General features: G+C 45.2%; 9 protein-coding genes. 4 read left to right on the top strand and 5 right to left on the bottom strand.

Annotated features, from left to right (window positions below):
- The coding region (locus UH38_RS24300) for a CHAT domain-containing protein (RefSeq protein ID WP_045057296.1) at window positions 1-2,575 on the top strand (2,575 nt) is incomplete at its 5' end.
- 80 nt (window positions 2,576-2,655) lie between these two features.
- Here the strand turns inward: UH38_RS24300 and UH38_RS24295 are convergent.
- From UH38_RS24295 to UH38_RS24275, 5 genes are all read right to left on the bottom strand, one after another.
- Window positions 2,656-3,855, bottom strand: coding sequence for an alpha-1,2-fucosyltransferase (locus UH38_RS24295; protein ID WP_045057295.1), 1,200 nt, complete (start codon window positions 3,853-3,855; stop codon window positions 2,656-2,658).
- Between the two features lie 355 nt (window positions 3,856-4,210).
- Entirely contained in the window at window positions 4,211-4,981 is a 771-nt protein-coding gene (locus UH38_RS24290) for a DUF928 domain-containing protein (protein WP_052672569.1), read from the bottom strand.
- Window positions 4,978-7,548: a CHASE2 domain-containing protein gene (locus UH38_RS24285; protein WP_052672568.1), complete on the bottom strand. Its 2,571-nt coding sequence runs from the start codon at window positions 7,546-7,548 to the stop codon at window positions 4,978-4,980. Before UH38_RS24285 ends, UH38_RS24290 begins: the two co-directional genes overlap by 4 nt.
- Complete coding sequence (locus UH38_RS24280; protein ID WP_045057294.1) at window positions 7,538-8,479, bottom strand: DUF1822 family protein; 942 nt, start codon at window positions 8,477-8,479, stop codon at window positions 7,538-7,540. Before UH38_RS24280 ends, UH38_RS24285 begins: the two co-directional genes overlap by 11 nt.
- A 17-nt stretch (window positions 8,480-8,496) precedes the next feature.
- Window positions 8,497-9,174 (bottom strand): hypothetical protein, encoded by a 678-nt coding sequence (locus UH38_RS24275; RefSeq protein WP_200892613.1) that lies wholly within the window; start codon window positions 9,172-9,174, stop codon window positions 8,497-8,499.
- Between the two features lie 372 nt (window positions 9,175-9,546).
- Here UH38_RS24275 and UH38_RS24270 point away from each other — a divergent pair, with 372 nt between their 5' ends.
- The 3 genes from UH38_RS24270 (at window position 9,547) to UH38_RS24260 (ending at window position 12,459) form a co-directional block, all read left to right on the top strand.
- Window positions 9,547-9,858, top strand: coding sequence for a hypothetical protein (locus UH38_RS24270; protein ID WP_045057293.1), 312 nt, complete (start codon window positions 9,547-9,549; stop codon window positions 9,856-9,858).
- Window positions 9,859-9,946: 88 nt separating this feature from the next.
- A complete protein-coding gene (locus UH38_RS24265) occupies window positions 9,947-10,582 on the top strand; it encodes a TVP38/TMEM64 family protein (protein WP_045057292.1) in 636 nt (211 codons plus the stop codon).
- Between the two features lie 335 nt (window positions 10,583-10,917).
- Window positions 10,918-12,459 (top strand): GMC family oxidoreductase, encoded by a 1,542-nt coding sequence (locus tag UH38_RS24260; RefSeq protein WP_045057291.1) that lies wholly within the window; start codon window positions 10,918-10,920, stop codon window positions 12,457-12,459.
- Window positions 12,460-12,491: the final 32 nt, after the last annotated feature.

Genomic DNA, 12,491 nt, shown 5'->3' with positions numbered 1-12,491 from the left:
TAGTTTTGCTCGCAGTTTCGGCTCGTCTTCTGTAACTTCAATTGTCAGTCAAACTCAGGCGCAAACGTTAGAACAACAAGGCAAAGCATTTTACCAAGCAGGACGCTTTACTCAAGCTGTAACAGTCTTACAACAAGCCGTTCGCTCGTATCAACAGCAGGGAAATACAATCGCTCAAGCGATCGCCCTAAGCAATTTAGCCCTAACTTATCATCAACTAGGAGATTGGCAGCAAGCGAACGCGTCGATCGCCAGCAGCCTTAATCTGTTCGCGCGTTCTCCTAGTTCTGCCGAAGGGCTGTTAGCTACAGCCCAAGCGCTGGATATTCAAGGACGATTGCAATTAGCTCAAGGTCAACCAGAACAAGCTCTTGCCACTTGGCAGCAGTCGGCTCTTTACTACAAACAGCTAAATAATAGCGACCTATTAACTCGCAATCAAATCGAGCAAAGTCGCGCTCTGCAAGCTCTCGGATTGTACGAACGGGCGATCGCCCTCCTCACTGAGTTAGAGCAAACTTTGCGCTCTCAAAGCGACTCCCTGACCAAAGTTGCCGAACTGCGGAGTTTGGGCGAGGCGCTGCGCGTAGCGGGAAACTTAGAACTGTCGCAGCAAAGATTGCAAGATAGTTTGGCGATCGCAGAGAGATTAACAGTAAATTCAGCTAATGCGGACGATGTGAAAGAAGCGATCGCCTTGACACAACTTAGTTTAGGTAATACAGCCCGCGCTAGGCAAGATAATTTAACCGCCCTCAAATGGTATCAGCAGGCAGCAAATACCAAAGTAGCGACAACACAATTACAGTCCAACTTAAATCGCTTTAGCCTACTGATAGAAACGGCAAAAATATCAGACGCTCAAACTTTATTACCGCAAATTCAACGCCAACTGCAAGAATTGCCGCCCAATCGCACGACGGTATTTGCCCGCATTAATTTAGCTCAAAGTCTAGCCAAAGGAGCGCCCAAATTCTCATCGACTGATGCAGCAGCACTTTTGTCTAGTGCAGCAAAGCAGAGCGAACAATTGGGCGATCGCCGCACTCAAGCCTATGCATTGGGGCTATTAGGAGGATTGTACGAACAAGCTCAACAATGGTCATTTGCAGATAGTCTGACTCGTCAAGCACTGCAATTGACATTATCTACCAATGCCGCCGATGTCACCTATCTATGGCAATGGCAACTCGGACGCATTCTCAAAGCTCAAGCCCAACAGGGAATTGATGTAGCTAAAAATAGCACTGAGGCGATCGCAAGCTTAGAAGAAGCACTAAAAACTCTGCAATCTTTGCGATTAGACTTAGCTTCTATCAATGTTGACCAACAATTTTCATTTCGACAAAGTATTGAACCTGCTTATAGACAATTAATTGAGTTACTCTTACAATCCGATCTAGACGCAAAAGAGCCAAAGCAAGAGAACTTAGTAAAAGCTAGGAAGACTCTAGAATCTCTGCAAACTGTTGAACTGCAAAACTTTTTTCGTGAAGCTTGCACCGATATTCCTGTTGCTATTGATCGAATTGTCGAACAAACTAGCACGCTATCTAGCGATCGCACTAATACTTCAGCAGCCGTAATCTACCCGATTATTTTGCCCAATAGTATAGAGGTAGTGGTAAAGCTGCCCAACCAAAGTAATTTAATCCACTACTCGACTAAAGTAGAGCGAATACAGGTAGAAAAAACTTTGCAAGACTTGCGTCAGCAAATTACTCAACCAGAAACACAGCGATCGCTCCAAGCATTATCAGCGCAAGTTTATGATTGGTTGCTCCGTCCTATTGCAACCCAACTAAGTAAAAATCAAATTGGCACATTGGTATTTGTCCTAGATGGATTTTTGAAGAATATTCCGATGGCAGCTTTGTACGACGGCAAACATTATCTAGTGGAAAATTATGCGATCGCCCTAACACCAGGGCTAGAATTGCTACCACCACAACCTTTAGAACGCCAAGAGATACGGCTATTGTTTGCCGGATTGAGTCGCTCAGTCGATGGTTTTAGTCCGCTTACAGCAGTCGAACAAGAAAAAGAAGGAATTTTGGCTAAAATTCCCCAGGCAGTTGTCTTGCTAGATCGAGACTTTACGGCTAAAGCATTACAAAGTCAAATCGAGCAAACGCCGTTTCAAATTGTCCATCTAGCAACACATGGTAAATTTAGTTCCGATCGCACTCAAACATTCATTCGCACCCTCGATCGTCGCATTAATGTAGACGAGCTAAATCGCATCTTGCAAACTAGGGAGCAAGTGCAAACAACAGCGATTCAACTTTTGACCTTGAGCGCCTGTCAAACAGCAGAAGGCGATGAACGAGCGGCTTTGGGGTTAGCAGGAGTAGCAGTTAGAGCCGGAGCGCGTAGTACCCTTGCTTCATTGTGGAGTATCGACGATCGCTCCAGTGCGTTTTTAATGGTTGAGTTTTACCGTCACTTAGTTGAAAATCCATCTGTTTCTAAATCTCAAGCACTGCGCCAAGCTCAACTCACACTTGTCAAACACCCAAACTACAATCATCCTTCCTACTGGGCTCCTTACGTATTATTAGGAAATTGGCTTTAGTTGCTTGTTAGGGAGAGCTTAATGTCGCCACGCATTTTTTGCGCCGAGCGTGTAGATATCGCCTGAATCCACCTATTGAGTTAGTAATTGTTGAGTAACCTAAATACGCCTCGCCAGCCTGCTCCTTGATAGCTCAAGTAAAGTCGTACGAGCCATTGTTTTAGGATACTGAACGGCACTTGAACGCAGAGGCATCTTAATAATTCGAGCTTGCCTTGCGTTGCCAGAGTCACCGCCGCAACCTCATCAACGCGCTTCAATATCTTTGGCTGTCCATCACCAATGTAAAGCAGTGGCAAACTCTCCCAAGGGTCAAACTGGACAAACTTGATGGAAAAGTCCCAACAAGGACGAAAAAACTGTTGTCCTCGCTCATTTAACAAACAAGCGGCGAAGCTGAAAACACTATTACTAATACCGACCACATCACATTGACTCAATATAAAAAAGTCAACATAAAATTCAGCATGAATGCTTTGCAATTGGGTAACTTCAATCGATAGCTCGTTGCAAGTGACGGGCTTGAATTTGGCAAAGGCAGGCAGAACACGATCCAAATCGTCACTACACAGAAATAATACTGGCTGGTCAAAGCGCTCCCACATCCGATCGAGCCACTCGCACCACCATTCTAAGGGTACCAATAAGGTAAACCCTGCCATCGGCAAATGAACAAAATCGCCGCGACGGATGTGTACGCCGATGATTGTTTTGCCACGCGATCGCAACTGCGTAAGTCCAACTTCTAAAGCCTCTCTAAGTTCGGGAATCGGTTGAAATAGCGAACGAAAAAAAGCCTGATGCGGCTGCAAAAATCGAGTATGAAATTGAAAAAATCCCCACAAATCGACATTGCTTAATCCCTGCTCTATCGCTTCGACACCAACTCGAATGCTAGGCGCTCCTGCCATCTTCTCAAAGTATGGAATGAACTCTGGCATCGCATCGAACAAGGTTTCACCCCGATCGAGTTGTTCGATCGCCGGAGGTAAAAGCTGCGAAATCGGTAGATCGATATGTCCAAACAGCGATTGACCGATCCAGCTTGGACACTCAACTTTTGCACCTGATTTTAGCGCGCAAATTCGTAAGAATGCATATTGAAAAAGCTGATTGCCAAATCGTCCCAGTTTGCCCAGTGACGACATCGACAGTACACATTGCTCAGACTTTGAAGCAGTGTCTATCGCCGTAGTTTCTGCCGTTCGATCGAGAGAATCTAAAGTATAAAAAATTCGCTCTGTTTCACTGCGCGTAGAGTATTTTGAATCTTTATTCAAAGCTGACCTCCGGTTTATCAACTAATGTAAGTGCTATGAGGCTTCTAAGAACTGCTGTCAACGAGCAGCAAATACCGTGACAAAATAAGCTGCTACTCTATCAGTTAAATTAAGAACGTTGACCAAATTAATTCGCGCATTCGCGCATTCGCGCATTCGCGCATTCGCGCATTCGCGCATTAAACAGGTACAAGCCCTTTAATTTATTAATGGAGAAACCAAAAATGCGTAAAAGCGTTATTTCAAGCCGCTGCGTTCACGCATGGGGTAGTAATGCGCGAATGCGCGAATTATTAATTACGAATTGCCGCTTTGCGGCTTGACACTGCCTTAGCCTTCAAGTTGGAAGTGTCAATTAAAAACTCTCTAAATCGATCGCTCGCAGTAAATTTATCCAAGCAGATTTAGTATTATTGTCAGTCGGATTGGTGCGATAAACTTTAGCAATAACATTTACTGCATCATACCAAGCGTTATTTTTGATATAGAGATTAGCTTGCTCAGTGGGAGTTGCATTTGCAAGCTGCTTGGCTAGATTTGCATTGAGGGCAATTCGCTCAATTCCTCCTTGTACGTACATGGGTGCTTCCATGCCACAATTTAACTTGAAATACCATTTATAAACCTTACCGATTTTTAGCGGTGCGATTGTAGATGGAAGAGAAATACCAATTATGCCTGGACTCACCTCAGCAGCAGGAAAATCAGTGGAAGCAATTTGATAGATGTTTTGACCTGTATTATCTTGCAAAATAAATTCTCCGGTCAGATCGGCACTGAGCGAGTAGGGAACGTAAAACCAAAACGTGGGATACTCAGCCGTTGTGCTGCCCCCAACATAAGTTTCCGGAAGAGCTTGAGTTGAAAGTTCAGTTTCAGGAACTAATGCCGTTAATTGAGTTGAGGTGGCTGGGCAATCTCCGCGTCGTGCGCCGCCGCGTCTGCGTCCTGGAACTCGCCCTTTTGCTTGCTTGTTATAAATTGAGTGTGATGTGTTAGGGCTGGCTTGAACTGGCATTGGGGCGAAGTCAATTACTGGGCTACCGACAAATATAACTCCTGCTAATACTAAGGTATGTTTTAGAAAATATCGAGTTGAAGTTTTGAGCATATTGGGCAAAATCATGACGATGAAGTAGAACGAGTTGGTAATCGATAAATCAAATAGATCGCTACAACGGTGCTAGATAAGATTAGGGCTAGCAATGGAGACACAAATGGCAACCATTTTCCTCGCAATAAACTAAAAAAGCATAGTCCGTATAGAGAAATTGTGGCAACCGTCATGCTTGCTGCTAGATGCAACAGAACTCGCCTCATATTTCTGCGCTGCCGTTGCCAAAATGCTAAGAGGCAACCTACCATTGCCCACGTCCACACCCAGCCCAGCGCTTGCCGTAGAGGTAAAACAGTTAAAATAGAACGCCCATCCAACGCGGCGCTCAACAGTTGCGAGATTGCGTGTGCTTGAACAATTACCCCTGGCATAGCGACATGAGGCTTTGTCGGAATAAACCAGACATCTTCCCCTCCTTGTGCTGTCACTCCTACTAACACAATTTTGCCAGAGATGTATTGGGGATTAATTTGATTGTTGAGAATTTGCCCAAGCGTGACGTGCGTAGCAATTTCTGCTGTAGAACGATAGTTAAGCAAGATTTCGCTGCCGCTTGACTCTAGTAGCGGATAAGCACTACGGTTCGATTGCAGAACCTTAATTACGCGATCGCCCAGTCGTAAGTCACCACTAGCCGTAAATTGAATTTTTATATTTTGTTGTTGCAAATACCGAGCGGCAACAGCAACGCCAAAAGCGCGATCGACATTACAGCGAGAGTCTGGAGTTCTTAGCAACGGAACCATGCCTAAAAGATGGCGGCGGAGGATGCCGTCGCTATCTTCTTTGAGATCGCTAAACCCAATACGATTTAATGGTACTTCTGGAGGTGGGTTGATACTAGGAATATTGGGATCGTCAAAATCTTCCGCTTTACAGACAGTAATAAGTTCTGGAGTAGCGCGTAAGCGAGCGGCTAATTCTGGTAACCTAGCATCTACAGTAAAGTCTCTGTAAATATCTAAGCCAATGGCGCGGGGTTGATGTTGCTCTAAAACGCTTAACAAACGCTCCAAAGAGCGATCGCTCAAGGATGTTTCGACATCTCGATTTAAAGATTGCTTTGAGAGAGACTTGCGATGTAACGATTCCCCCTTTTGCTTTTGGGCTTCAATATCAGCATCGGTGACTTCAACAATCAACAAACGAGAATCGGCTCCTTCATCAGGTCGCTGTTGCATCATCAGATCGTATACGTTTAGTTCCCAAGATTGCATCAACTCCAGAGGACGAATGCCAATTAGTCCAATTGCGATCGCTAAACTGACTAAGATCGCCAACCAGCCTGGGCGCATTCGGTGCAGCAAACGCTGGAGATTAAGCGCAAGTTGCCCTTGGCGATCGCCTATTGCATCTGTAACTCGTGGAGTGGTTGTCGAGCCAGGAATCTCGTGAATATTGAGATGGGCATCTTCACCAAGTTGAGAACTATTTTGCGTCACACCGTTGACTAATTCTTGGTAACTGGGCGGCATTGCTGCTGAATTTTGCACAATAGTTGGCAGCCAGCTAGCGCAGGGAAATCGATCTTCCATGCTATGCAACCGCTCTTTTGCTTCCCGCACCGAGAGATAAAGCGATTTGCCCCCTGAATATGCTGACAAAAAATGCTTCAAAAATTCTTGAGCAACTGAATCTGGCACTGGTTCGCGCATCACAATCATTTGCGGGATGTGCAACGCTTCTAATGCTTGGGCTAATCCCAATCCATCACAGGAGTTAAAAATAGCTATTTGCAAACCTTGAGCGATCGCCCGTTTTAATCCATACTTCAGTTCTGCTAGCGTTATTTTCTCGTGCGGATTGATATAAATGAATCCGCGATCGCCATCTGTAGCGCTGTGTCCAGCAAAAAACAAGATATGCCACTTTTGCTGCCAAAGTTGCTCGTCGATTTGCTGCCTTGACGGTTCAACCAAAAATGTCACCTCTGCATTGGGCAGAGCTTGCAAAAACTGACTGTCAGCTTGCACGTTAATATTTAGACTGTTGCCTAAAATCGCTAAAACTTTTACTTTAGGGCAATTTAATGCTGCCTGTAACTCTAGCTCAACTTGCTCGGATACGGTGGAACTTAGCCCTGTTTCCGATTTAGAGTAGCGAGCGATAAAATCCCACAGATGCCAAGGCAAACGCCGTAATTGCGGATCTTCAGTCCGAATCAGCACTCGAATAGATTCATTCTTACTCACAGCTTCGCGCACGCGTCGATCTAGACGGAGAAATGAGGAAGATTCTAGCCAATGTGTCATCTGCTGCTGTAATTGCAGTGCAGATCGACGACAGTCATTTAGTCTATTTACAGAGCCGCCATAGACAATCTTTTGCGGTTGAATTCTGCTGTTAACGCTCAAAGTATCGCTACTCAAACTGCGATATATTTGTTGCCACGCCCATAGGTGTTGGGCTAGCTCTGGGTTTGGCGGTAATGCCCCAACTAGCTCAGTTGACGGTCGAGCGCCATCTCTGCCGATTTCCAGCATTACCTGCAATCCTTGCTGGAGATTGCCATTAAACTTTAAAACTACTAGCTTTCCATCAGTAGGCACGATAATCGCCTGTTGTTTAGATGACAAACGTCTCTACTAGATTAATATCATTTAGCCCTAGTTCAATGCTAAATTGTTCGCCTATTACACCTTGAAACTGCAGTTGCAACATATCTGTTTGCCGCGATTGTGCTTGCATTACCGCCACCCCATGCTCGTCGAGTACCTTAATTTCTAAATCTTCTGGCAAGTAAGAACCGCAATTTGTCGGAGCGAGCTTTATCCAAATATCGAGTTGGAGTGAGTTGTTGGGGATTAAACCTACTAGCAATACTACCTGATGACTTAGCGATCGCGGTACTAATTCGAGGATCTTGCCGCGTGTTGTTACTGATGGTTTTAAATTACTCGCCAATTCCAAGCTTCTGAAACTTACCACTGGTTGGGGTTCGAGTAATTCTTCTACTGCCCGCCAACCTGTTGTAAATATTCCTTGCGCCCAATGGCTCAAGTTAACTAATTCTTTATCTTGCTGTGGTTGTGGTTGCGGCTTGAGCATATCTAGCAACGTGGCAACTGGTTGTAACTGCTCCAAGGGCAACTCTTCGGTATCTACACTTGGCACAAATCCTAACAAGGTTGCTGTTTTGAGGTCTGCATCCAAAAGTACAGCTATATAGCCAATCCGATTAGACCAAGTTTCCGGTGCAACATAACAAGCCGTAGCTTCTGGCAGTACGGGACGACATTCTAATTTGCCCTGTCCTGGAATGTCTAAGTCGGCGATATCAGCTAGAGCTTGGAGCGTTGGATTCCAGCTATCGCTAGCTTGCAAGTCGCTGGCAATTCCTAACCAACTTAAATAAGCACGAACGGCAGAAACCGCTAAGGTATTGAGATAGACTTGTTTTGCCTTGCGTGCGTCAGCGTGCTGTTGGTAAAATAGTAAGGCAGCGTAATGTGCTTGGAGCGTGAGCGGTACAGGTAGAGTTAAATCTTGCTCGGTAGAATCGATCATTTTAAAGTCTCTCACGACTATAGTAAGTAAGTTTTTAATATGGGGGCAAACCGAGTCAAGCAGCGTTGGTAGAAGCTACTTAGGGTGGGAATTGCAATATCAAGTTCGATAGATAAATCTTGCCAGGAGTATCCTTCTAGTCTTTTCAATGCCAGGTGTTGAAAACTAGCTGCCGGATGGTCTGCGACATAAGCTTGGGCAAATAGTCCTTCGGGATCTTCCGCCAAACAGTCTTTCACCTCTTGGGAAAGAGGCGGAGTTAGTTGCGGATTGAGTTCGTGCGGGTTATATTTGTCCAGGCTTTCTAGTGTTAAGTGTTTAACTGCTCTTGCATCCATTCCTTTATATACAGCGGGCAAAAAATCACGACTAGCTTCAATAAAAAAACGTTGACTTAGCAAAAAATTAACCCATTGCAACACTTCACCTTTTTGACGATCGTAGGCATCAATGCGTTCGCAAATAAATAATAATAGGCGCTGCAAAGCTTCTGCATAAATTTCCTCATATAGCATTTGAAATTGACCTCGACGGGGACGACAAAGCTTGCCCGATCGCAGCATCACGCCGATTAGTACAGTTAAAGCACGTTGCCTCGCTGGACTATCTTGAGGATGATTTTGGGCTGCGATCGCCAGTTGCCTCAAGCGATCGTCTAATTGGGGCATATCTGGACTTTCGTCTGATTGGTTCATCGTTTCACTGGCACGGTTTTTGACGTTAGACCATCTTGAGGGTATCAACCTCTATGTAGTTCTCAAAAATTGCTTGCTGTTTATATGCACGCTTTTGTCTTTAATAATTTGTGCAGTCATAATTTGCGTCATACCTGAAGGCTTAAATGCGAACATCTTAATTCTCTGTTATGCAATGCTTAACTATCCAACTTCCGCTGTTATCTGCATAAATTTATTTAGTTTTTTTTGAGAAATAACTAGAAGATAAAAACCTTTGCATGGATAAAAAGGCGATCGCGCTTTAAGGAATACACTATTTCGCTCCCTAACTCAATCCATGTAACGGGAAAAATCTCAGCTTAATAGATCCCCAACTTAATTTTGCTTACAATGAAAAATCAAATTAATAAACAACGTCTGTTATCTGTATTGTCTTGCAGTCTAATTACTGTAGTATTTGGATTTAGTTTTTGGATTGACAGCACTCAAGGTGAAATTCCCACCAAAAAGCCATCTCAACAAGGCTTCGGACGCGCCCCAAATTCAAATCCCACCGCAACTCCCACCAGCACCAAAAAGCCACCTCAACAAGGCTTCGGACGCGCCCCAAACCCAAATCCCATCGCAACTCCCACCAGCACCAAAAAGCCACCTCAACAAGGCTTCGGACGCGCCCCAAACCCGAATTCACCTAAAATTTAGTTTTAATGATTAATGCAACAAAAGAGCGAAAAAGTGTAAGCATCAAGTGCGGTGAGAAATTAAGTCGATCGATGGAGCAGTCTTGGCTATGCAGCGTAGGCTCGTCAAAATTTTAGAGTTTAGTTTAGTTGTCCTGTCGATCGCTGGCGCAATTTGGTTAATCAATCGAGTTGGCATCGAGCAAATTAGAACCAATGTTGCTCAATTCGGCATTTGGGCACCATTGATTATTCTGTTGCTAAGATTTTCTAGTATCTTAATTCCTGTATTGCCAGGTACAGCTTATGCAATTTTGTCCGGTGCATTGTTTGGGTTCGCGCAGGGTTTGGTGGTAATTGCTCTGGCAGATTTGCTTGCCTGCAGTGCTAATTTTTTCATTGCGCGTCGTTACGGTCGCCCAGTGGTGCAACGGCTTGTAGGCAAGCAATTTATGGACAAGCTCGATCGCTGGAGCAAAAAATATCTCGAAGGCAATTTTTTCTTGCTAACAGGCGCTATGATGTCCAGCTTTTTTGACTATATTTGCTATGGGGCGGGTCTATGCCGGATGCCTTGGCAGCGATTTATGAGTGCTTTGGGGTTGAGTATTGTGCTGGTCAAACCTCCGCTTGTGGCGGTTGGTGCAGGCATTTTGCAAGGCGAGAAGTTATTGATTGGCGCTTCAGTAGTGGGGGTGTTAGCGATCGCCATTATCTCTGCTTGGACTCGACGCAAAGCAGAGTAAACTGCTAGCATCTCGTTGCTGAAGCAAATATTGAAAGGCAGCAATGCCAAATAACTGTTAAACAGATGGCTAAAGTGGAATTGGCTCATCTCTAGCAGCGAAGTAGTGCGAACTATTTGATAACCTTCGCCTCAAAAAGTTCCGAACTTCTTGGCTCGGTTTCATTGGTATATGTAGAGGTATTGCGCGGTGCAGGTAAAAACCAAAAGTTAGTTTATGCTTTACAAGCCTTATGACCGTCGACGTTTTCTCCAAAATGCCGCCCTGTTCTCTACTGGTTTAGTCACCTACTAACTCATGCTCATTTGGCGAGTGCTAGACCTAGAAAACATGGAATGGCTCGGTATGACTATATTGTAATTGGTGCTGGCTCGGCGGGCAGTGTCGTTGCCAACCGTCTTACAGAAGACCCTAACACGAGAGTATTGCTGCTCGAAGCAGGTAGTCCTGATACCAAACCAGAAATTCAGATTCCCTCAGCGTGGCCTACACTCTTAGGCTCCGAAGTAGACTGGGCATACTTCACCGAAGGGGAACCCTACTTAAATAACCGCAAAATTTTCTCTTCACGCGGTAAAGTCTTGGGCGGCAGCAGTTCGATTAATGGCATGATTTATATCCGAGGCAATGAGCGCGACTACAATAGCTGGCAAGCGTTAGGTAATATTGGTTGGAGTTATCAGGATGTCTTACCTTACTTCAAGAAATCGGAAAACCAGCAGCGGGGAGCATCGTTATTTCACGGGGTTGATGGACTACTTAGCATCAGCGATCCACTCTCTCCAAGTCCAGCGTCGCAACGCTTTGTAGAAGCTGCGATCGCACAGGGCTACAAGCAAAATCCCGACTTCAATGGCGTACAGCAGGAAGGTGCAGGACTTTACCAACTGACCGTAAAAGATGGCAAGCGCCACAGTACAGCAGTGGCGTTTCTGCGTCCGATTTTTGAGCGCCCCAACTTGACTATTCAAACAGGAGCATTAGTAACTCGTTTACTCTTTGAGGGAAGGCGCACGGTTGGGGTAGCATATGTCCAAAATGGAACGGAATATCAAGTTAGGGTCAACTCCGAAGTAATTTTGAGTGCTGGCGCGTTCGATTCCCCCAAACTGCTCATGCTTTCTGGAATTGGACCAGCCGAGCATCTGCGGGCGTTAGGCATTCCTGTAGCTGTTGATTTACCAGGTGTCGGTCAGAATCTTCAAGATCACCCACTTGCCGTTGTTGGCTACCAGTCTACTCAAAACCTGCCCGTTGCGCCAAGTAGTAATGGGGGAGAGGCTGGGTTATTTCTGCATACAAACAATAATTTAGATGCTGCGCCCAATCTGCAATTTACATTTGTGCCGCTCTTATTTGTCAATCCTGCCTTTGCACGTGAAGGTCCAGGATTCACTATTACTTATTACATCACTCATCCCGAAAGTCGTGGTAGTGTGAGACTGCGTTCCTCCTCCCCCTTTGACCCACCGTTGATTCGGGTCAATTATCTTCAGAAAGAATCCGATATGCAATTGATGGTTGAAGGACTGAAAATTTCACGTCAACTTGTCCATTCGGATGTGTTTAATGAGTTTCGGGGCGAGGAAATTGCTCCGAGGGCTGAAGCAAAGAGCGACAAAGCAATCCGAGATTATATTCGGCAAACGTGCGATACGGCATGGCACCCTGTTGGAACGTGCAAAATGGGTATCGATCGCATGGCGGTTGTCGATCCCCAACTCAAGGTACGGGGGATTGAAGGGTTACGAGTTGTTGATGCATCGATTATGCCAACTATCACCACAGGAAACACAAATGCACCTGCGATTATGATTGGAGAAAAGGCTGCCGACTTGATAAAAGTTGGATGCATCGATTCTTCCCACCATCGCTAACAGAAGACGAGCCGAAACTGCAAGCAAAACTG

This window comes from Aliterella atlantica CENA595, assembly GCF_000952155.1.
GTDB classification, from domain to species: Bacteria; Cyanobacteriota; Cyanobacteriia; order Cyanobacteriales; family Chroococcidiopsidaceae; genus Aliterella; species Aliterella atlantica.
The sequence above is the reverse complement of the archived record's forward strand: the minus strand, read 5'-3'. Positions and strand labels throughout refer to the sequence as shown.

What these genes read in the sequence shown, in the direction of transcription:
- UH38_RS24290 (WP_052672569.1), bottom strand. Translation starts at nt 4,981, where the DNA reads ATGATTTTGCCCAATATGCTCAAAACTTCAACTCGATATTTTCTAAAA.
- UH38_RS24280 (WP_045057294.1), bottom strand. Translation starts at nt 8,479, where the DNA reads ATGATCGATTCTACCGAGCAAGATTTAACTCTACCTGTACCGCTCACG.
- UH38_RS24275 (WP_200892613.1), bottom strand. Translation starts at nt 9,174, where the DNA reads ATGAACCAATCAGACGAAAGTCCAGATATGCCCCAATTAGACGATCGC.
- UH38_RS24270 (WP_045057293.1), top strand. Translation starts at nt 9,547, where the DNA reads ATGAAAAATCAAATTAATAAACAACGTCTGTTATCTGTATTGTCTTGC.
- UH38_RS24265 (WP_045057292.1), top strand. Translation starts at nt 9,947, where the DNA reads ATGCAGCGTAGGCTCGTCAAAATTTTAGAGTTTAGTTTAGTTGTCCTG.
- UH38_RS24260 (WP_045057291.1), top strand. Translation starts at nt 10,918, where the DNA reads ATGGCTCGGTATGACTATATTGTAATTGGTGCTGGCTCGGCGGGCAGT.